Origin of the sequence: Tianweitania sediminis (assembly GCF_017813335.1) — a bacterium.
Classification (GTDB): Bacteria; Pseudomonadota; Alphaproteobacteria; order Rhizobiales; family Rhizobiaceae; genus Tianweitania; species Tianweitania sediminis.
The window spans coordinates 41,352-60,067 of sequence record NZ_JAGIYY010000006.1 but is presented as its reverse complement, the minus strand read 5'-3'; the positions used below and the strand labels follow the sequence as shown (position 1 = coordinate 60,067).

At 67.5% G+C, this 18,716-nt stretch carries 22 protein-coding genes; 19 read left to right on the top strand and 3 right to left on the bottom strand.

What is annotated here, in order from left to right; genetic code table 11:
* The first annotated feature begins 65 nt into the window (after positions 1-65).
* The 7 genes from J5Y06_RS16060 to J5Y06_RS16030 all read left to right on the top strand — a co-directional run bounded on the left by J5Y06_RS16060 (position 66) and on the right by J5Y06_RS16030 (position 6,512).
* On the top strand, positions 66-692 hold the full coding sequence (locus J5Y06_RS16060) for a hypothetical protein (protein WP_209336200.1): 627 nt from the start codon (positions 66-68) through the stop codon (positions 690-692).
* Positions 689-2,974 (top strand): AAA family ATPase, encoded by a 2,286-nt coding sequence (locus tag J5Y06_RS16055; protein ID WP_209336199.1) that lies wholly within the window; start codon positions 689-691, stop codon positions 2,972-2,974. Before J5Y06_RS16060 ends, J5Y06_RS16055 begins: the two co-directional genes overlap by 4 nt.
* 413 nt (positions 2,975-3,387) lie before the next feature.
* A complete protein-coding gene (locus J5Y06_RS16050; protein WP_385932297.1) occupies positions 3,388-3,921 on the top strand; it encodes a crossover junction endodeoxyribonuclease RuvC in 534 nt (177 codons plus the stop codon).
* The gene (locus tag J5Y06_RS16045) at positions 3,918-4,115 is read left to right on the top strand and encodes a hypothetical protein (RefSeq protein WP_056337505.1); all 198 of its coding nucleotides are present in this window, start codon (positions 3,918-3,920) and stop codon (positions 4,113-4,115) included. The genes J5Y06_RS16050 and J5Y06_RS16045 overlap by 4 nt, the downstream gene beginning before the upstream one ends.
* Positions 4,112-4,546: a DUF6362 family protein gene (locus J5Y06_RS16040; RefSeq protein ID WP_209336198.1), complete on the top strand. Its 435-nt coding sequence runs from the start codon at positions 4,112-4,114 to the stop codon at positions 4,544-4,546. Before J5Y06_RS16045 ends, J5Y06_RS16040 begins: the two co-directional genes overlap by 4 nt.
* A gap of 485 nt (positions 4,547-5,031) precedes the next feature.
* Complete coding sequence (locus tag J5Y06_RS23670; protein ID WP_245247959.1) at positions 5,032-6,291, top strand: site-specific DNA-methyltransferase; 1,260 nt, start codon at positions 5,032-5,034, stop codon at positions 6,289-6,291.
* Complete coding sequence (locus tag J5Y06_RS16030) at positions 6,288-6,512, top strand: DUF7220 family protein (RefSeq protein ID WP_209336197.1); 225 nt, start codon at positions 6,288-6,290, stop codon at positions 6,510-6,512. Before J5Y06_RS23670 ends, J5Y06_RS16030 begins: the two co-directional genes overlap by 4 nt.
* A 53-nt stretch (positions 6,513-6,565) precedes the next feature.
* Here J5Y06_RS16030 and J5Y06_RS16025 read toward each other — a convergent pair whose 3' ends face one another.
* Complete coding sequence (locus J5Y06_RS16025; protein WP_209336196.1) at positions 6,566-7,138, bottom strand: DUF3489 domain-containing protein; 573 nt, start codon at positions 7,136-7,138, stop codon at positions 6,566-6,568.
* Positions 7,139-7,228: 90 nt separating this feature from the next.
* Positions 7,229-7,453, bottom strand: a complete 225-nt coding sequence (locus tag J5Y06_RS16020) for a hypothetical protein (RefSeq protein WP_209336195.1) — start codon at positions 7,451-7,453, stop codon at positions 7,229-7,231.
* A gap of 113 nt (positions 7,454-7,566) precedes the next feature.
* Here J5Y06_RS16020 and J5Y06_RS16015 point away from each other — a divergent pair, with 113 nt between their 5' ends.
* The 8 genes from J5Y06_RS16015 to J5Y06_RS15980 all read left to right on the top strand — a co-directional run bounded on the left by J5Y06_RS16015 (position 7,567) and on the right by J5Y06_RS15980 (position 15,309).
* Entirely contained in the window at positions 7,567-8,127 is a 561-nt protein-coding gene (locus tag J5Y06_RS16015) for a hypothetical protein (protein ID WP_209336194.1), read from the top strand.
* Positions 8,075-10,090: a phage terminase large subunit family protein gene (locus tag J5Y06_RS16010; RefSeq protein ID WP_209336193.1), complete on the top strand. Its 2,016-nt coding sequence runs from the start codon at positions 8,075-8,077 to the stop codon at positions 10,088-10,090. Before J5Y06_RS16015 ends, J5Y06_RS16010 begins: the two co-directional genes overlap by 53 nt.
* A gap of 2 nt (positions 10,091-10,092) precedes the next feature.
* Positions 10,093-10,302 (top strand): phage head-tail joining protein, encoded by a 210-nt coding sequence (locus J5Y06_RS16005; protein ID WP_209336192.1) that lies wholly within the window; start codon positions 10,093-10,095, stop codon positions 10,300-10,302.
* A complete protein-coding gene (locus J5Y06_RS16000) occupies positions 10,302-11,846 on the top strand; it encodes a phage portal protein (RefSeq protein WP_209336191.1) in 1,545 nt (514 codons plus the stop codon). Before J5Y06_RS16005 ends, J5Y06_RS16000 begins: the two co-directional genes overlap by 1 nt.
* Before the next feature lie 4 nt (positions 11,847-11,850).
* The gene (locus J5Y06_RS15995; protein ID WP_209336190.1) at positions 11,851-13,950 is read left to right on the top strand and encodes a prohead protease/major capsid protein fusion protein; all 2,100 of its coding nucleotides are present in this window, start codon (positions 11,851-11,853) and stop codon (positions 13,948-13,950) included.
* 77 nt (positions 13,951-14,027) lie between these two features.
* Positions 14,028-14,363: a DUF2190 family protein gene (locus tag J5Y06_RS15990; RefSeq protein ID WP_209336189.1), complete on the top strand. Its 336-nt coding sequence runs from the start codon at positions 14,028-14,030 to the stop codon at positions 14,361-14,363.
* Positions 14,363-14,674: a head-tail joining protein gene (locus J5Y06_RS15985; RefSeq protein ID WP_209336188.1), complete on the top strand. Its 312-nt coding sequence runs from the start codon at positions 14,363-14,365 to the stop codon at positions 14,672-14,674. The genes J5Y06_RS15990 and J5Y06_RS15985 overlap by 1 nt, the downstream gene beginning before the upstream one ends.
* The gene (locus tag J5Y06_RS15980) at positions 14,674-15,309 is read left to right on the top strand and encodes a DUF6441 family protein (RefSeq protein WP_245247957.1); all 636 of its coding nucleotides are present in this window, start codon (positions 14,674-14,676) and stop codon (positions 15,307-15,309) included. The genes J5Y06_RS15985 and J5Y06_RS15980 overlap by 1 nt, the downstream gene beginning before the upstream one ends.
* Positions 15,310-15,437: 128 nt before the next feature.
* Here J5Y06_RS15980 and J5Y06_RS15975 read toward each other — a convergent pair whose 3' ends face one another.
* Positions 15,438-16,307, bottom strand: coding sequence for a cation efflux transmembrane domain-containing protein (locus J5Y06_RS15975; RefSeq protein WP_013654509.1), 870 nt, complete (start codon positions 16,305-16,307; stop codon positions 15,438-15,440).
* A gap of 47 nt (positions 16,308-16,354) precedes the next feature.
* Between J5Y06_RS15975 and J5Y06_RS15970 the strand changes: the two genes are divergently transcribed.
* The 4 genes from J5Y06_RS15970 (at position 16,355) to J5Y06_RS15955 (ending at position 18,631) form a co-directional block, all read left to right on the top strand.
* Complete coding sequence (locus J5Y06_RS15970; RefSeq protein WP_013654510.1) at positions 16,355-16,717, top strand: ArsR/SmtB family transcription factor; 363 nt, start codon at positions 16,355-16,357, stop codon at positions 16,715-16,717.
* 91 nt (positions 16,718-16,808) lie between these two features.
* The gene (locus tag J5Y06_RS15965) at positions 16,809-17,228 is read left to right on the top strand and encodes a hypothetical protein (protein ID WP_209336187.1); all 420 of its coding nucleotides are present in this window, start codon (positions 16,809-16,811) and stop codon (positions 17,226-17,228) included.
* Between the two features lie 24 nt (positions 17,229-17,252).
* Positions 17,253-18,194 carry a phage tail tube protein gene (locus tag J5Y06_RS15960; protein ID WP_209336186.1) on the top strand — a complete coding sequence of 314 codons (942 nt, stop codon included), beginning with the start codon at positions 17,253-17,255 and terminating at the stop codon, positions 18,192-18,194.
* Complete coding sequence (locus tag J5Y06_RS15955; protein ID WP_209336185.1) at positions 18,194-18,631, top strand: hypothetical protein; 438 nt, start codon at positions 18,194-18,196, stop codon at positions 18,629-18,631. The genes J5Y06_RS15960 and J5Y06_RS15955 overlap by 1 nt, the downstream gene beginning before the upstream one ends.
* Positions 18,632-18,716 lie beyond the last annotated feature (85 nt).

Below are 18,716 nucleotides of genomic sequence, written 5' to 3'. Positions count from 1 at the left end.
GAGCGGCAATCCCGCCACGAACTTATCTCGGAGGCTCTCGCCTCGGACACGCCTGCGAGCGCGCCTTGCAGTTCGAGTTTGCCGGAGCTTCGAAGGACGAAGGCGCCGATTTCGGCGGGCGGACACTGCGAATCTTCGAGATCGGACACGCCCTCGAAGACCTCGCGATCCGGTGGCTGCGCGGCGCCGGGTTCGATCTCTACACCCGCAAGGGCAATCACCCGGACGGGGAGCAATTCGGCTTCTCTGCCGCCGGCGGACGTATTCGCGGGCATGTCGACGGAATCATCGCCGCCGCACCGGAGCCGCTGCAGATCAAGGTTCCGGCGCTCTGGGAATGCAAGACGATGAACGCGAAGAACTGGCGCGACACCGTAGCCAGGGGCGTCGTTCTGGCAAAGCCCATCTACGCGGCGCAGATCTCGCTCTACCAAGCCTACATGGAAGCGCAGGTGCCGGGCATGTCCGCCAATCCGGCGCTGTTCACCGCCATCAACAAGGACACCGCCGAACTCCACCACGAGCTCGTACCGTTCGACGCAGTGCTGGCCCAGCGCATGAGCGACCGCGGCGTGCGGATCCTGCAGGCAACGGACGCAGGAGAGCTGCTTCCCCGCATCGCCACGACGCGCGATTTTCACGAATGCCGAATGTGCCCGTGGGCGGATCGCTGCTGGGGGTTGTCGGCATGAGTGAGAACAAGGTCGTCTCCCTCGATGCATGGCGGGATTTCAACGATGCCGCCCCGCAAGCAGATCCCTTCGATATCGAGCCGGATCCCGAGCAGATTGCAATCTTTCTCGACGTTGTCTTCGGCTATTGCGAGGGCTGGGTGCCGCTGCGGGGCTTCGTCGACAAGGGCCAGGGCATCGACGGCCGCCCCCATAATGCCTGGATCGAGATCGGCGACAGTCTTCTCGAGAAAGCGGGGGCCTTCGCCAGCTGGGCGGCGCGCGAGGGCGCGGCCTTCTATGTGGTGCCGGGGACGGTCGCTGAGACCGGCAAGGCGAAGGCCGCCGACGTCCGGCAAATGCAGACCGTTCTGGTCGATCTCGACGCGGGCGACATCACAGCCAAGCTCGATCATCTCATCCGGCATCTCGGCGAACCGACGCTGCTCGTTGAAAGCGGCGGCCGCACGCCAGATGGCCTGGACAAGCTCCATGTCTGGTGGCGCCTGAGCGAACCGGCCGAGGGCGAGGACATTGCGCTCCTTTGCCGGCTGCGGGGCGACATTGCGGTCAAAGTCGGCGGCGACACCCATTTCCGATCGGCTCACCAGCCCATCCGTTTGGCCGGCTCGGTTTATCACAAGGGCGGTTTCAGACGGCTGGTAAACATCCGCCGCCACAGCCCTTGGGTCGAGGTCCATCTCGGCGATTTCGCCGAACTCGTCGCGGACATGCCGCCGCTCGCGGGTGTTGGTTCCGAGCCAGGACCAGCGGCCGACAAACCATCAATCGACGAGATCCTGAAGACGCCGGTCCGCGAAGGCGGCGCGGACGACTGGTCGCGCTTTCAGGGCGCAAGCGCTGCGATCGGTCACTATGTGCGGATGGCCCACGAAGGCCGCATGAGCCGGGATGAGGCCTGGGAGGCGATCTGTCAGTACAACGCCGCCCAGCTCCGTCCCAGCTGGCCGCTCGACCGACTCGCCTCGGACGCGCAGCGCCTCTGGAGACTGCACGAGGAACGCCATGGGCCGGCGCTCGAGCGGCTCTCCGCCCCACCCATGTCGGCACTGCCGGCCTTCACACTCGGCGCGCTGCTCGATGATTTGAGCCCGATGCCGGAGGACATCATCGCTCCGCGCTTGCTGACTCCGGGCGGGATGCTGGTGCTCGGCGGCGCGCCGAAGGTCGGCAAGAGCGATTTCCTCATCAGCCTGCTCGTCCATATGGCAGCGGGCGTGCCGTTCCTCGGTTTTGCGCCGAGCCGGCCGCTGCGGATCTTCTATCTGCAGGCCGAGATCCAGTACCATTATCTCCGGGAGCGTCTCCAGGCCATCCGAGTCGATCCCGCTCTCCTGGCGATGGCGCGCGATAATCTGGTCGCCACGCCCAAGGTGCGCATGCTGCTCGACGCCGGCGGGGTCGCTCTCGCCGTCGCTGCCGCTCGTGCTCATTACGGACATGGCGCACCCGACATCCTCTGCATCGATCCGATCCGCAACCTCTTCGATGGCGGCCCTGACGGAGGTGGCGAGAACGACAACACGGCGATGCTCTTCTTCCTGCAGGAGCGGGTCGAGGCATTGCGCGACGCTGTCGCGCCCGATGCCGGCGTGATCCTTTGTCACCACACGCGCAAGATCACCAAGAAGCAGTTGGTCGAGGATCCGTTCATGGCGCTCTCGGGCGCCGGATCGCTTCGCAGCTTCTACAGCTCCGGCATCATCATGCACCGGCCCGATGAGGAGCGCCCGGAGCGGATGTTGCATTTCGAGCTGCGCAATGGGCCGGGCATCGAGCCGATGGTCGTCGACAAGGCCGGTGGGCGCTGGGTCGAGATCGACCGCTCCGGCGAACGGATCGTCCGGCGTGAGTTCGGCGAAAAGCTCGATGCCGAGCGCGTCCGAAAGCACGACGTCATCCTTCAATTGCTCTTCGATGAAGCGCAGGCCGGGCGGCTCTACACGGCGCTGCAGTTTGCCGAGAGCTTCGAGAACCGCGCCGGGCTCGGCGGCAAGGACACGATCCGCGATCGGATCAGCGTGCTCGCGACCAAGGGGTTCATCAAGTTCGTGCGCGACGGCGCACCCTTTGGCCTGCCCACCTCCAAGTCGAAGTTTGGCTATCTCTGCGTCGAGGACATGGTGTTCCCGACCGGTGAAGAGGCGGCCGATCTCGAGACCGGCGAGGTCATCCCGGAGCAGATTCCGGTCCTGCCCAGCACGTACAAGTGCCCCCAAACGGGGGCCGCCCTGCCGGTCGAAAATCCCGGCATCTGGGTCTATCCGGAGGGCGCCGAATGATTGCCCTAGGTCGATCCGCATCATGCGCAGACTTGCGCAGCTTCAAGTTGGGGAAGTTGGGAAAGCGGCTTCCAACTTCCTGCGCCCCAGTCCGCACGACTGCCCCCTGTTGCGCAGCGTCAAGTTGGGAAGACCTCTTCCAACTACCTGCGCTGCTGCTCGCGCGTCCCCGATGGGCTGCGCAGGTTCAAGTTGGGGAAGCGGCGGCTCCCCAGTCCATCCCCAGCATGAAATTCCGGAACAAGAACAAGGCATTGTCTGGCCTCCCAAGTTGTGGGGGTGAAAGCCACCCCCTTCAGGGGTGGGGGAGAACGCCGCAGGCGGGTTCTCCCTCGCCCACCCCCAGGGGCTTCGCGTGCGCATGGCGTGCCGGACCTCTCATCCCCGACAGCACACGAGAAGGATCAATCCGCATGAATATGCATCCATCACCCATCCCCGTAGCCGATCTCTCTCCCGTGCACGTTGCTTCCGCTTGTGCCGGCAGCACCATCCTCGCTCTTGACCTCGGGACCACCACCGGCTGGGCGAGCCTTGTCAACGGGATCGTTCACAGTGGCACCGCGACCTTCCGGACCGGGCGCTACGACGGCGGCGGCATGCGGTATCTGCGCTTCCAGCACTGGCTCGAACAGCTGGCCGACGATAGCGGCGGGCTGGCCTCGATCTATTTCGAAGAGGTCCGCCGCCACATTGGAACCGATGCGGCCCACCTCTACGGCGGCTTCCTGGCGACGTTGACCGCGTGGTGCGAGCGCAGGGGCGTCGCCTATCAGGGCGTTCCGGTCGGCACGATCAAACGCTTCGCCACCGGCAAGGGAAACGCCGGCAAGGAAGCCGTGTTGGCCGCAATGCGCGAGCGTGGATTCCAGCCCGCCGACGATAATGAGGCCGATGCAATCGCCATCCTGCTCTGGGCGATGGAGACCCGGGGAGGTGTGCTGTGAGGTGGGCGCCACGAGGTTATGGCGGACAGCGCCGCAGCCCCGAAGAGGTCAAGCGCGAGGGCTGGCGGGAGCAGCGCGTCCTCGCGGTGTCGCTCGATGATGACCGGCTGACCTGGCCCGAACGTGAACTGATCCGGCAACTCGGCGACAAGCTCTATGGCGATCGCGATCAGGCGAAGGAGGCGCGCCGATGACCCAATGGACACCCAGCCTCGTCGAGGAACGTCTGGCTCAAGCCGCTTACGTGCTCAAGCGACTGCCCGAACCGCGGCGGCAGGGATACTTCAGCACATGGCCGGAGGTCGTCCATGACTTCGCCGACAAGGTTGGACAGCAGCCCCAGCCAATGCGCATCGTACCGTCGCCCGCCGCCATCAGTCGGATGGAGGAGACGCTCAGCTGGACGGTGGGGCTCGACCCTGTTGACGGCAAGATCATCTGGCTGCGTGCGCACGGCGAGCGTTGGAAAACCATCTGCTGGACGGTGGGACTGCAGCGGTCGGCGGCGCACGAGCGCTGGCTGTATGCGCTGTGCGTCATTGCGTTCCGGCTCAATGGTCGGCGGCTCAATCGCAGCTATTCGAAGCGCAAGGTAATTGAGCTTGCAGGCGCGGTGCGGCGGTGAGCAGCAGCGAGGAAAGTGTCCGCCGGACGGTTTTCGAACGGACATAAACAGCGGATCAGACTAGGTTTTCAGCTATCCTCGCGGGAGGCGCGCGCGCCAGGACCTCGACCGGTTCAAGACGAGTTCACGGGTCCTTCCTGGCGATATTCGTATGCTGGCGGGCGAAGCGCGGGACATCGCCAGCGACAGGGCCGGATTTTTGGGAAGCCACCCGGAAGCCGGAGCCATCTGACCCCGCGCAAACACCAATGAACGCTGGCCTTCCGACCGGACACCGCTGGTGGCCGCTGGACCCCGCCTGGAGTCCGGCGCGGCATCCGGAGTCCGGAAGCCACCGGCATCCACCCGACCGAGGAACCTTGTCCACCATGACGCTGAGCTTCGCCCCGGACGCGATCGAGACGTGGCCGCTGTCGCGCCTCCAGCCCTAAGCGAAGAACGCGAAGGCGCATGGCGCGGACCAGATCGCGAAGATCGCCGCCAGCATGGCCGAGTTCGGCTGGACCGTGCCCTGCCTCGTGAGCGAGGACGGCGAGCTGATTGCGGGCCACGGGCGCGTGCTGGCCGCGACGCAGCTCGGGCTGACCGAAGCGCCGGTGATCGTGCTCGGGCACCTGACCGAGGCGCAGCGGCGGGCCTACCGGATCGCGGACAACAAGCTGACCGAACTCGGCACCTGGGACGAGGCGCTGCTGTCTGCCGAACTGAACGACCTGCTGGCCGAGGATTTCGACCTGTCGCTGGTCGGCTTCTCGGACGGCGAACTCGACAAGCTGCTGGCCTACGTCGCGGAAGAAAACGGTGAAGAAGGTGGCGCCGGGGGCTCCGTGCCGCCGGTGACCATCCCCGAACCGCCGCGCAATCCGGCCTCGCGCACGGGCGACCTGTGGATCCTTGGCGACCATCGGCTGCTCTGCGGTGACAGCACCAGCGCGGTTGATGTGCGTCGCCTGATGAATGGCGAACGGGCGATCCTGTTCGCAACTGACCCGCCATATCTTGTGGACTACGACGGTTCGAACCATCCGACCCGCAACAAGGACTCGTCGGCGTCCTATGGCACGACCTGGGACGACAGTTCGCAAGGAGCCGAGCTTTACGACGGCTTCATTTCCGCCGCCGTGGCGGAGGCCATCGCCGAGAATGCTGCATGGTATTGCTGGCATGCCTCGCGCCGCCAGGCGATGCTCGAGGCTTGCTGGGAAAAGGCCGGGGCCTTTGTCCATCAGCAGATCATCTGGGTGAAGGACCGCGGGGTTCTTACCCGGTCGCATTATCTGTGGAAACACGAGCCCTGCTTCATGGGCTGGCGGCGTCCGAACCGCCCGCCCAAGGTCGCCGAGGAAACGCTGCCGTCGACTTGGGCGCTGCCCAGCTTCGCGAAGGACGAGCGCCCCGACCACCCGACGCCGAAACCGCTCGAAGCCTTCGGCATCCCGATGCGCCAGCACGTCGCCCGAGGCGGCCTCTGCTACGAGCCCTTTTCTGGGTCGGGTTCGCAGATCATCGCAGGCGAGGCCAACGGCCGCCGCGTCTTCGCGATGGAAATCAGCCCGGCCTACATCGATGTCGCCGTTGAACGCTGGCAGGCCGAAACCGGCAAGGACGCGATCCTCGACGGCGACGGCCGGACCTTCGCTGAGGTGAGGACCGAGCGGCTGGGCGACGACGCCGAACCACCGGCCGAGACGCCGGGCACGGACGCCGAACCCGAACCCGCGCGAAAGCGCAAGTCCGCCGCATGAAGCAGTCGCGCATCATGTCGCTGGTCGAGTCCGTCGCCAACGTGATCGTCGGCTACGGCGTCGCGGTTGGAACGCAGATCCTGATCTTTCCGGTCTTCGGGCTGCATACGACGCTGGCGCAGAACCTGAAGATGGGCGCCATCTTCACCGTCGTGTCGATCGCCCGTTCCTTCGCCTTGCGGCGGGTGTTCGAGGCGATCCGGATGCGGAGCGCCAAATGATCGACCGCCGCCCCGGAGGGACGGCGGTCATCAGCTTGTCGTTGTCCGGTGCGTCAGGCGGCAGGGAGTTTGTACACGCGCCCCCGGTTCTCGACCTTCGCCGAGGTCACCTCGAGCCCGAGCTTCTTCTTCAGCGCCCCGGCCATCGCGCCGCGCACCGTGTGCGACTGCCAGCCCGTCGCGGCCATGATCTCCCCGATGGTCGCGCCGTCCGGCGCGCGCAGCATGGCGATCAGGGTGGCCTGCTTGGTGCCCTCGCGCGGCGTGCGCGTCTTGGGCGCGGCCTTCGGTTCGTTGGGGGAGTCCGGCGCGGCCTCCTCGGTCGGCGCGTCCGTCGCGCCCGCAGGCGCGGGGTTCGCGTCCTCGGGCTCGATCCCGATGGCGGCGAGGCCTGCGTCGGTGGCGATCAGTGTGACGCCGTGGCCGTCGCCGGTTTCGCGCCACATGGGCTCGCCCTTGCGCATGTCGGTGTCGACCTCTTCGAGGAAGCCCTTCGCGAGCATCGCGCCGACCACCTTGGCGGCAGCGCCGCCGCGCAGGCTCTCGGGCAGCGGCAGGGCGATGTGCTCGGGCCGCTGGGCGGCGGCGCTCAGGATCAGGGCTTGGGTGTCGGAAAGCTTGTTCATCGTCGTCTCCCGTATCGGGGCGCGCGGGATGCGGGCCCTTCTACGAGGTCGAGCCCGCCAGTCGGCGGGCGGGACTGGGAGCGGGTCGTCTCACTCGGCGTGTTCGCCTTCGCTGAAGGCCATGTCGGTGATCTCGCGCAGCTTGGCGCGGTAGTGGTTCAGGGTGCCGACATGGCCCCAGTTGATCTCGTCTGGGCTGGTCTCGAAATGGTCCGCGCTGAGGGCGGTGAGCCGCTCCAGCATCGCGTCGATTTCGGTCTTCGCGGCGATGAAGGCGTCGGGGGCTTTCGTGTTGTCGGTCGCGCGGCGGGTCATCGGGGTGGCTCCTTGGGTCGAGTTGCATCGCTTCGTTGGAGTGACGTTCGCTCTGTCCGGCGCGCTTATCAACTCGATAAGCACATGATTTAGAATGATAATCGGAGCCGTCGATGCAGGGCATGAGCGAGCGCCGGTACGCCGCGCATGTCGGGCTGTCGCGTGGCGCGATTCAGAAGGCGAAGACCGCCGAGCGGCTGGTCCTCTATCCCGACGGCAGCATCAACGCGGCCGCGAGCGACGCCCGGCGCGCGGAGACGACGGACCCGTCCAAGACGAGAAAGCCGCCCGCGCCGAAGCTGAAGCCCGTCCCCGAGGCGGCGGTCGCCGCTGTCGGCGACACCTTGCGCGAACAGGGTCTGGCGGTGCCGGCGGTCGGCGGCGGCACGACCTTTCTGCAGGCCAAGACCGCGAACGAGGTGCTGAAGGCGCAGGAGCGGCGCATCCGTCTGCAGAAGCTGAAGGGGGAGTTGATTGAGCGGGCCCGCGCGCTGGCGCTGGTGTTCCGGCTGGCACGTGAGGAACGGGATTCATGGGTGAACTGGCCTGCGCGCGCGGCGGCGCTGATGGCGGCCGATCTCGGCGTGGAGCCTGCCGCGATGCAGAAGGTCCTGGAGAAACATGTACGCGCCCACCTCGACGAACTCGCCGAGGTCCGGCCCGACTTCCGGTGAGCATGGGGGTGATCTTGGCGGCCTGACGGAGTTCGACGGCGCGGGTGAGATCCTGCGCGCCTGGGGCAGCGGGCTGCGGCCCGACCCGGACCTGACCGTCTCGGAATGGGCGGACCGGAATCGGATGCTCTCGGGCCGCTCCTCGGCCGAACCGGGGCGATATCGCACAAGCCGCACGCCCTACATGCGCGAGATCATGGATCGGCTGTCGCCCGGCGACACGATGCAGCGGATCGTGTTCATGAAGGCCGCACAGGTTGGCGCGACCGAGGCAGGGAACAACTGGATCGGCTTCGCGATCCACCAGGCGCCGGGTCCGATGCTCGCGGTCCAGCCGACGGTGGAGCTCGCCAAGCGCAACTCGCGCCAGCGCATTGACCCGCTGATCGACGAAAGCCCGGAACTGCGGGAACGGGTGAAACCTGCGCGCTCCCGCGACGCCGGCAACACGATGCTGTCGAAGGAGTTCGCGGGCGGCATCCTGATCATGACGGGGGCGAACTCCGCGGTCGGGCTGCGCTCCACCCCAGCACGGTACATCTTCCTCGACGAGGTCGACGCTTATCCGGCCTCGGCCGACGAGGAAGGTGACCCGGTGACGCTGGCGGAAGCGCGGTCGCTGACCTTCGCCCACCGGCGCAAGCTGCTGCTGGTCTCGACTCCCACCGTCCGCGGTCTGAGCCGGATTGAGCGGGAATACGAGGCCTCGGACCAGCGCCGGTTTTTCGTGCCGTGTCCGCATTGCGGCGCGGTGCAATGGCTCAAGTTCGACCGGCTGCGCTGGCAGAAGGGGCGGCCGGAGACGGCGGAGTATCACTGCGAGGGCTGCGAGACGCCCATCGCGGAACACCACAAGACAGCCATGCTGGAGGGCGGCGAATGGCGGGCGACTGCCGTTGCCGCTGATCCGACCACGGTCGGGTATCACCTCTCGGCGCTCTATTCGCCGATTGGCTGGCTGAGCTGGGAGCGGATCGTGCGGGCATGGGATGCGGCGCAGGGTTCGGACGAGGCGATCAAGGCCTTCCGCAACACGATCCTCGGCGAGACGTGGGTCGAGACCGGCGAAGCGCCGGACTGGCAGCGGCTCTACGACCGCCGCGAGCGCTGGAAATCCAGCACGGTGCCTGCGGGCGGGTTGTTCCTGACGGCCGGGGCCGACGTACAGAAGGACCGGATCGAGGTCGATGTCTGGGCTTGGGGCCGTGGCCTTGAAAGCTGGCTCGTCGATCACGTTGTCATCGAAGGCGGGCCGGATCGGCATGACGCGTGGTCGGACCTGACGGCGCTGCTGGACCGGTCCTTCCCGCACGAACGTGGCGCGCATCTGCGCATTGCGCGGCTCGCCATCGACACCGGCTACGAGGCCCCGGCGGTCTATTCCTGGTCGCGGGCGCAGGGGTTCGCGCAGGTCTCGCCGGTCAAGGGTGTCGAGGGGTTCAACCGCTCCAGCCCGGTCTCGGGCCCAACCTTTGTCGACGCGACCGAGGGCGGCAAGCGGCTGCGGCGCGGCGCGCGGCTCTGGACCGTGGCGGTGTCGACCTTCAAGGCCGAGACATACCGCTTCCTGCGGCTGGCGCGGCCGACCGAAGAGGAGATGGCCGACGGGGCGGCGTTCCCGCCCGGCTCGGTGCACCTGCCGCATTGGGTCGAGAACGAATGGCTGAAGCAGTTCGTCGCCGAGCAGCTGGTGACCGTGCGCACTAAGCGCGGCTTCGCCCGGCTGGAATGGCAGAAGCTCCGCGAACGGAACGAGGCGCTGGACTGCCGGGTCTATGCCCGCGCCGCCGCCTGGATCGCGGGCGCGGACCGCTGGCCCGACGAGAAATGGCAAGACCTCGAGGATCAGCTCGAGGCGGCCCCCACCGACACCGATCCAGCCGGACAGATCAACCGGCAGGGACAGGCCCCGCAGGGCAAGCGCCGTTCCGACTGGCTCGGACGGCGCGGAGGATGGTTCTGAACATGACCGACTGGACGGAAACCGAGCTTTCGACGCTGCGCCGGGCCTATGCCAGCGGCACGACCCGGGTCAGCTATGACGGCAAGTCGGTCGATTACGGTTCTGCCGAAGACCTGCTGGCGCGCATCCGGACCATCGAACGCGCCATCGCGGGGACGACGCGGCCACTGCCGGTGGCAGGGCTTGCGGGCTTCTCGCGCGGGGACCGGTGATGTCGGCGACCTGGTTCGATCACGCCATCGCCACGGTGGCGCCGCGTATGGCCGCCCGCCGCGTGATGGCGCGTCAGGCCTTCGATACCCTGACGCGGGGCTATGACGGCGCGGCGCGCGGGCGGCGCACCGAGGGCTGGCGCGCGCCGGGATCCTCGGCCGACACCGAGATCGGCGTCGCCGGGGCGCTGCTGCGCGACCGGATGCGCGATCTGGTGCGCAACAATCCGCATGCGGCCAAGGCGGTGGCGGTGCTGGTGAACAACATCATCGGCGCGGGCATCATGCCGCGCGCCGCGAGCGGCGACGACAAGCTCGACCGCAAGGTCGACGCTCTCTTCGAGCGCTGGACGGCGGAGTGCGACGCCGACGGCCAACTCGACTTCTATGGGATCCAGACCCTGATCTGCCGCGAGATGGTCGAGGCCGGCGAGGTGCTGGTCCGCCGCCGCCTGCGCCGCCCGAGCGACGGTCTGCCGGTGCCGCTGCAATTGCAGGTGCTCGAGGCCGACTTCCTCGACGCCACGAAATCCGGCGCCCTTGGAGCAGGTCGCCTCGTGCAGGGGATCGAGTTCGATCCGGTCGGCAAGCGCAGGGCCTATTGGCTCCATGCCGAACATCCCGGCGACGCATATGGCGCCTTGCAGAACGGTCTGCAGAGCCGCCCGGTCCCCGCGAGCGAGATCGCGCACATCTACGAGAAGCAGCGCACGCAGGCGCGTGGCGTTCCCTGGGGCGCGCCGGTGATCCGCAGCTTGCGCGATCTTGACGATTACGAGGTGGCGGAGCTGGTCCGCAAGAAGACCGAGGCCTGCGTCACCGCCATCGTCTTCGGCGACGACGAGGCGCAGCAGGGCATCGCGCCCTCCGTGGTCGATGCCGACGGCAACCGGGTCGAGCAGTTCGAGCCGGGGCTGATCGCCTATGCCCGCGGCGGCAAGGACATCCGCTTCAACCAGCCTTCCGCGACCGGCGGCTATGGCGAATACAAGCGGGCGAGCCTGCACACCATCTCGGCCGGGTTCCGGGTGCCCTACGAGCTGCTGACCGGGGACCTGTCCCAGGTCAACTATTCCTCGATCCGGGCGGGTCTCGTTGAGTTCCGCCGCCAGATCGACGCCGTCCAGTGGCAGCTGTTCATCCCGATGTTCTGCGCGCCGGTCTGGCGCTGGTTCACCGAGGCTGCATGGGCGGCGGGGCAGATCCCGTCGCCGACGGTGCCGGTGGAATGGTCGCCGCCGAAGTTCGAGGCGGTCGATCCGCAGAAGGACGCGATGGCGAACCTGCTGTCGATCCGGTCCGGAACCATGACGCTGGCGGAGGTGATCGCCCGGCAGGGCCGCAACCCGGACGCCGTGCTGGCCGAGATCGCCGCGACCAACGCGAAACTCGACGCGCTGGGGCTGGTGCTCGACAGCGACCCGCGCCGCGTCACCAAGACCGGCAGCGCGCAGACCGGCGATCCGGCGGCCGATCCCGCCGCCGACGATCCCTCCGCTGAAGCGGATGAAACCGATCCCGCGCAGGCCGACCAACAGGACTGACCTCATGGACACGATGATCGAACTGCCGGCCATGCGCCGGTCGGCGGAGCTTGCGCCGAACACGGCCGATGCCGACAGCCGCACCGTCGAGGTGGTCTGGTCGGCCGGGGCGCGCGTCCGCCGTGCCACCTTCTTTGGCGAACCCTATGATGAGGAACTGAGCCTCGACCCGGCCCATGTCCGCCTCGACCGGCTGAATGCGGGCGCGCCTTTCCTGAAGGTGCACGACCTCGACACGCTCGACGCGGTGATCGGTTCGGTCGTGCCGGGCTCGGCCCGGATCGAGAACGGCCGGGGCATCGCGCTGGTCCGGATCAGCGAACGCGCCGATGTCGAGCCGATCTGGCGCGACATCCAGGCCGGGCACATTCGCGCGGTCTCCATCGGCTATCAGGTGCACCGCTTCGAGGTCTCCAAACCCGAGGCCGCGCGCGAGCTCTGGCGCGCGGTGGACTGGACGCCCTTCGAGGTCTCCGCCGTCGCCGTCGGCGCGGACCCCGCCGCGGGCTTCCGCGCCCGGCATCCCCTTCACGACTGCGTCCTTCACCGCCGGGACGCCCCTTCCACCACGAACTGCAAGTCCGCGACAGCGAAAGGACCCATCCCGATGACGGAGCAGACCCAGACCCCGGCGAGCGACGCCGCAACCCCCGCCACCAGCCAGCCGACCGAGCCGGTCGAAACCGAGGACACCCCCATGACCGAGCCGAAAGCGGCTGCGCCCGAACCCAAGACCGCCGCAGTCGAACCGCAGGTCCGCGCCAGCGAAACCCGCAGCCAGCCGATGACGCAGGCAACTCCCGCGCCTGACACCGAGGCGGTCGCCACCCGCGCCCGTGAGGCGGAGCGTGATCGCGTCTCCACCATCTACGATCTGGCCGGGCGCCTGAACCTCGAGCGCGGCTTTGCCGAGGATCTGGTCAAGCGCGGCGTCAGCGTCGACGAGTCCCGCCGCCTGATCCTCGATCAGGTCGCCGCCAAATCCGACGAGACCCGGACTTTCGGCCATGTCTCCGTCCCGCTCGGCGGCCGCGACGAGCGCATCACGCGGCGCGATGCCGTGGCGAACGCGCTGCTGCACCGCTACAGCCCGACGCTATTCCAGCTGGAGGACGCTGCGCGCCAGTATCGCGGCATGACGTTGCTGGAACTCGCCCGCGAAAGCCTCGGAAATGCGGGCGTCAACACCCGCGGCCTATCGCGCGACGAGGTGGCGACGCGCGCTCTGCATTCGACGTCCGACTTCCCGGAGATCCTGTCGGCGGTCACCAACAAGACGCTGCGGCAGGCCTACGATGCCTATCCTCGGACGTTCATGCTGTTTTGCCGCCAGGTGCTCGCCACCGATTTCAAGGCCATGCACCGGGTCCAGCTCGGCGAAGCCCCGCAGCTGCTGGAGGTCGGCGAGAGCGGCGAGTTCAAGCGCGGCACGCTGGGCGAGAGCAAGGAGAGCTACAAGGTCAAGACCTATGGCCGGGTGGTCGCAATCACCCGCCAGACCCTGATCAACGACGATCTCGACGCCTTCACCAGGATCCCGGCGATGTACGGCAATTCCATCGCGCAGCTGGAATCGGACGTGGTCTGGGGCATCATCACCGCCAACCCGGCGATGGCCGACGGCAACGCGCTGTTCCACACCAGCCACAAGAACCTCGCGGGCACCGGCGCGGCGCTGGCCGTCGAGGCGGTGGGCGCGGCGCGCGCGGCGATGGCCAAGCAGACCGGCCTCGACAAGAAGACGGTGCTGAACGTCCGGCCCGCCTTCCTGATCGTGCCCGCCTCGCTGGAACTGAAGGCCGAGCAGCTGGTCGCGCAGAACCTCGTGCCTGCCGCGACGTCCAGCGTGGTGCCGCAGTCGATCCGCACACTCGCACCGATCAGCGAACCCCGGCTCGATGCCGCCAGCGAGACCGCCTGGTATCTGGCGGCAAGCCCGAACCAGATCGACACCATCGAGTACGCCTACCTCGAGGGCCAACAGGGCGCCTACATCGAGACGCGCAACGGCTTCGACGTCGACGGGGTCGAGATCAAGTGCCGCCTCGACTTCGGCGCCAAGGCCATCGACTGGCGCGGCCTCTACAAGAACCCGGGCGCGTAAGGCGCACCCCATCCTGAACCCTGACACACGGGCGGTCCTCATGGGCCGCCCTTTGTCTTTCCCAAAGGATCCTCCCCATGAAAAACTACGTTCAGCCCGGCAACACCATCACCCTGACCGCGCCCTATGCCGTCGCCTCGGGCGATGGCCTGCTCGTCGGCTCCATCTTCGGCATCGCCTCGGGCGCGGCCGCGCTCGGCGAGCCCGTCGAGACCGCGCTCACCGGCGTCTTCGACATCACCAAGGTCGGCTCCCAGGCCTGGACCGTCGGCTCCAAGGTCTATTGGGACGACACCAACAAGCGCTGCACCACGGTCGCCACCGACAACACTCTTGTCGGCGTGGCCGTCGAAGCGGTGGCCAGCGGCGCGGGCGACACCATCGGGCGGGTGCGCCTGAACGCGGCGTTCTGATGAGCGCCTTCGCCGCCGCCGTTGGCGCGCTCTTCGCCGATCAGAACATCGGCCGGGACGCGGTCTACATCGCCGACGGCGGCGCGCCCGTCCTGGTGCGCGTGATCGCCCGGCGTGCCGATGCGATCACGGACTTCGGCGATACGCGGCTCTGGTCCGAGACCACCCGGATCGACCTGCGCGCCGCAGAGGTGGCGAACCCGCGCCCCGGCGACCGGATCGAGATCGAGGGCGAGGCCTTCCTCATTCAGGGCGAGCCGGTCCGCGACGGCGAGCGGCTCGTCTGGACCGTCGATCTGAGGCCCGCGTGATGGCCATGAAGCTGAAGCTCGACATCGATCCCGACATCGTCGCGATGATGGCCGCCGAGGTCGCGGCGGGCGAACGCGCGGTGACCGCCGCCATGCGCGAGGCCGGGACCGGGCTGAAGACCGCATGGCGGTTGCAGATCACCGGCGCGGGGCTCGGCGCCCGGCTGGCCAACTCGATCCGGAGCCAGAACTTCCCCAAGTCGGGCGAGAGCCTCGACGCCGCGGCGCTGGTCTGGTCGAAGGCGCCGGTCATCGTCGGCGCCCACGACACCGGTCCGCTGATCCGCTCGAAGGACGGGTTCTGGCTGGCGATCCCGCTGCCCGCAGCGGGCAAGTCCCTGCGCGGCGGGCGGATCACCCCCGGCGAATGGGAGCGGCGGCGCGGCCTGCGCCTGCGCTTCGTCTATCGCCGGACGGGGCCGAGCCTGCTGGTGGCCGAAGGGCGGCTGAACACCAAGGGTCAGGCGGTGGTGTCGCGCTCGAAGACCGGGCGCGGAAAGGTCACCGCGCCGATCTTCCTGCTGGTGCCGCAGGTCAAGTTGCCGAAGCGGCTTGATCTGGCGAGGGATGCCGAGCGGGCGCACGACGCGGTACCGGGACTGATCGTGGCGAATTGGGTGGAGGCGAAACTATAGTCGGACGCGCCGGAAAAAGGATCTGGAGCCCTGACAGGCCCCGACTATCTCGGCGGCCGAGAGATCGTATTCTGGTCCTGATGCCGCCTGCACGATCCGGCGCCCGAAGCCCGGTGACCGGCGTGGCCTCACGTGGCCACCCGCAAATCGGCCCGCGCGTCGCGGATGATCGACCACGAGGATTGCAGAAACAGCCCGGCGATCACTGCCGCTACAACGAGGTCGGGCCATGCCGTGTTAGTCCAGGCGACCAGACCCGCTGCCACGACGACCGCTGCATTGCCGATGGCGTCGTTGCGCGAGAACAGCCAGACGGCCCGAACGTTGGCATCTCCGGCCCGGTGGGGCAGCAACGGCAGAACGGCAACCACGTTGACCACGAGCGCGATCACGGCGAACAGGCCCATCAGTTCAGCTTCAGGCTGCTGCTGAACCAGTACGCGGTAGGCCGTGTTGGCGAGGACCCCGAGACCGAGCGCCCCGAGAAACAAGCCTTGGATCAGAGCGGAACGGGCTCGCCAGACCAGGCTCCAGCCGATCGCCAGAACCCCAAGGAAGGTGATCAGGCCATCGCCGAGGAAATCGAGCGCATCGGCTTTCAGGGCCTGCGATCCGGAAATGAAGCCGCCAACCATCTCGATGAGGCCGTAGCCCACGTTCAGCACGATCACGATCCACAGCGCACGCCGGTAGGCCGGGGTGATATGGCTCAAGTCCTTCGGAAGATCGTCGATGTCTCCCTCGTGATCAGCTTCGGGTCCGCCCAGCCGATCCAGTCGGTAGCCGATGCCCGACACCGCACGCTCCACTTCGGGCAGCTGCAAACTCAGGTCGGATACATGCACCGTCATGATCTGCGTGGCAGTCGAGACCTTCACGTCCTCGACCCCGGCCGACCGCACCGCCTTCTCGATCTTCGCGGCGCATGACGGGCAGTCCATGCCGGTGACTCTGTAGCGCGCGTGCTCAGCGTTGCTCATTGTGGCCGTTTCGCTCATTACGATCTTCCGTGGACAGACGAGGCTATATATCATTGCAGACTGATATGTCGAGCGAGACCGGAATCCTTCAGCAGGCTGATGCTCAAGTCGTCGAGTTGCGGGCGAAGCTTTTCCGCGGCTTGGCTGACTTCTCGCGCATGTCGATTTTGGCCGCTCTGCGTGACGGCCCGCTTTCGGTTGGGGAGATCGTTGGCGCCACCGGCCTGTCGCAGTCGAACGCCTCAAACCACCTGCGGTGCCTGAGCGAATGCGGGCTGGTTGTCGGAGAACCGGACGGTCGGTTCGTCCGGTATCGGTTGAGCGATCCGCGCTTGGACGAACTGATGAGGCTGGCCGACGACCTCCTGGCCGGGACCGCTCGGGGCGTTGACTCGTGCGAGAATTTCAAAGGAACGGGCACGGTCTGATCGACGGCGGACGTCCGCCGTCGTTGGCCTACGATCAAGACCGGGCGACGACGCCCGGTGCTGTGCCATTCGGATTTTCTTCGGTGACATCATGCCCAGTACACGCGAGGCCACGCTGGCGGCGCTGCACGCACGTCTTTTGACGGTGCCTGCCACAACCCTGCGCGGCGAGGTTCTGCCCGAGCGCGTGCCCGCCGCCGGGCTCCTGATCCTGCGGGACGGCGAACCGGGCGAGCCGGAGGTGACGCTCTCGCCTCTGCGCTACCACTACCAGCACCGCGCCGAGATCGAAGCGGTCGTGCAGGGCGCCGATCGGGACGCCGACTTCGACAGGCTGACCGCCAGCATTGGCGCGGCGCTCGCCGCCGACCGCACGCTTGGCGGGCTCTGCGACTGGGTCGAGGCGGAAGCCCCGCGCCCCGTAGACCTGCCGGTCGAGGGCGCGGCCAGCCTGAAGGCCGCCGTGATCCCGGTGGTGCTGCACTATTCCACGGCCGACCAGTTGGCCTGACCCCGACAACCCGAGGAGAACACCATGGCACGAGCCCAGGGGGCGCGGGCGCTGATGGCGCTTGCGTTCGAGACGACCTATGGAACGCCGCCCGTGGGCGGCTTCACCCGCATGCCCTTCGCCAGCACCTCGCTCGGCGCAGAGCAACCGCTGCTGAACTCGGAACTGCTGGGCTACGGTCGTGATCCGCTGGCGCCGATCAAGGATGCGGTGACGGCCGACGGCGATGTCGTCGTGCCGCTCGACGCGGAGGCCTTCGGCTTCTGGCTGAAGGCGGCCTTCGGCGCGCCGACGACCACGGGCGCGGAAGCGCCGTACAGCCACGAGTTCCAGTCGGGGTCGTGGACGCTGCCCAGCATGTCGATCGAAACCGGCATGCCGGAGGTTCCGCGCTATGCGATGTATTCCGGCTGCGTGCTCGACCAGATCACCTGGCAGATGCAGCGCTCGGGCCTGCTGACCGCGACAGCGCGGCTGGTGGCGCAGGGCGAAACAGTCGGCACAAGTACCAGCGTGGGAACGCCCGCTGCGCTGGAGCTCAAGCGCTTCGGCCATTTCAACGGATCGATCACCAGGAACGGCTCCGCCCTTGGTAACGTCGTCTCGGCCGCCATCACCTACGCGAACAACCTCGATCGGATCGAGACGATCCGGGCGGACGGCCGCATCGACGGCGCGGACCCGTCCATCGCAGCATTGACCGGCTCTATCGAGGTGCGCTTCGCCGATCAGACGCTGGTGACGCAGGCGATCAATGGCGAAGCCTGCGAGCTGGAATTCGCCTACGTGCTGCCCTCGGGTGCGAGCTTCACCTTCACCGTGCATGCCGTCTACCTGCCGCGCCCACGGATCGAGATCTCGGGTCCGCAGGGCGTCCAGGCGACGTTCGACTGGCAAGCCGCGCGGGACAGCACCGTCGGCAGGATGTGCACCGCCACCCTCGTGAACGATGTGGAGACCTATTGATGCTGACTCTCGACCTGACGAACGCGCCGCGCTGGCATGATCTGGCGCCCGGCGTGCGGGTGCAGTTGCGCCCGCTGACCACTGCGCTGATGGTGGCGACGCGCAGCGATCCGGTGATTGAGGCGGTTTCGGAAGAAGCCTCCGACGAGGAGCGTGCCGTCGCCTTCGCCAAAGCGCTAGCGCGCCGGGCGGTGCTCGCCTGGGAGGGCGTGGGCGACGCCGATGGCAATGCCATCGACCCCAACCCCGAGAGCATCGACGCGCTGCTCGACATCTGGCCGATCTTCGAGGGCTTCCAGCTGACCTATGTCTCGAAGGGCTTGCTGCTGGAACAGGAAAAAAACGCCTCCGCGCTCTCGCCGATTGGTCCTTCGGTGGGGGCGAGCGCTACTGCGAAGCCTGCCCGCAAACCTGCCCGGACTGCCCGGCGCGGCTGAACCGTCCGGAAACTCCAGAGGGTTGGCAGGTCTGGGACCTCGTCGGGCGTCTCGGCGGCCAGCTGCGCGTCCTGCCGGGCGCGGT

Excerpts from the sequence above, each read along its gene's own strand:
- J5Y06_RS16055 (WP_209336199.1), top strand. The coding sequence starts at position 689 with ATGAGTGAGAACAAGGTCGTCTCCCTCGATGCATGGCGGGATTTCAAC.
- J5Y06_RS16050 (WP_385932297.1), top strand. The coding sequence starts at position 3,388 with ATGAATATGCATCCATCACCCATCCCCGTAGCCGATCTCTCTCCCGTG.
- J5Y06_RS16040 (WP_209336198.1), top strand. The coding sequence starts at position 4,112 with ATGACCCAATGGACACCCAGCCTCGTCGAGGAACGTCTGGCTCAAGCC.
- J5Y06_RS23670 (WP_245247959.1), top strand. The coding sequence starts at position 5,032 with ATGGCCGAGTTCGGCTGGACCGTGCCCTGCCTCGTGAGCGAGGACGGC.
- J5Y06_RS16030 (WP_209336197.1), top strand. The coding sequence starts at position 6,288 with ATGAAGCAGTCGCGCATCATGTCGCTGGTCGAGTCCGTCGCCAACGTG.
- J5Y06_RS16025 (WP_209336196.1), bottom strand. The coding sequence starts at position 7,138 with ATGAACAAGCTTTCCGACACCCAAGCCCTGATCCTGAGCGCCGCCGCC.
- J5Y06_RS16020 (WP_209336195.1), bottom strand. The coding sequence starts at position 7,453 with ATGACCCGCCGCGCGACCGACAACACGAAAGCCCCCGACGCCTTCATC.
- J5Y06_RS16015 (WP_209336194.1), top strand. The coding sequence starts at position 7,567 with ATGCAGGGCATGAGCGAGCGCCGGTACGCCGCGCATGTCGGGCTGTCG.
- J5Y06_RS16010 (WP_209336193.1), top strand. The coding sequence starts at position 8,075 with ATGTACGCGCCCACCTCGACGAACTCGCCGAGGTCCGGCCCGACTTCC.
- J5Y06_RS16005 (WP_209336192.1), top strand. The coding sequence starts at position 10,093 with ATGACCGACTGGACGGAAACCGAGCTTTCGACGCTGCGCCGGGCCTAT.
- J5Y06_RS16000 (WP_209336191.1), top strand. The coding sequence starts at position 10,302 with ATGTCGGCGACCTGGTTCGATCACGCCATCGCCACGGTGGCGCCGCGT.
- J5Y06_RS15995 (WP_209336190.1), top strand. The coding sequence starts at position 11,851 with ATGGACACGATGATCGAACTGCCGGCCATGCGCCGGTCGGCGGAGCTT.
- J5Y06_RS15990 (WP_209336189.1), top strand. The coding sequence starts at position 14,028 with ATGAAAAACTACGTTCAGCCCGGCAACACCATCACCCTGACCGCGCCC.
- J5Y06_RS15985 (WP_209336188.1), top strand. The coding sequence starts at position 14,363 with ATGAGCGCCTTCGCCGCCGCCGTTGGCGCGCTCTTCGCCGATCAGAAC.
- J5Y06_RS15980 (WP_245247957.1), top strand. The coding sequence starts at position 14,674 with ATGGCCATGAAGCTGAAGCTCGACATCGATCCCGACATCGTCGCGATG.
- J5Y06_RS15975 (WP_013654509.1), bottom strand. The coding sequence starts at position 16,307 with ATGAGCGAAACGGCCACAATGAGCAACGCTGAGCACGCGCGCTACAGA.
- J5Y06_RS15970 (WP_013654510.1), top strand. The coding sequence starts at position 16,355 with ATGTCGAGCGAGACCGGAATCCTTCAGCAGGCTGATGCTCAAGTCGTC.
- J5Y06_RS15965 (WP_209336187.1), top strand. The coding sequence starts at position 16,809 with ATGCCCAGTACACGCGAGGCCACGCTGGCGGCGCTGCACGCACGTCTT.
- J5Y06_RS15960 (WP_209336186.1), top strand. The coding sequence starts at position 17,253 with ATGGCACGAGCCCAGGGGGCGCGGGCGCTGATGGCGCTTGCGTTCGAG.
- J5Y06_RS15955 (WP_209336185.1), top strand. The coding sequence starts at position 18,194 with ATGCTGACTCTCGACCTGACGAACGCGCCGCGCTGGCATGATCTGGCG.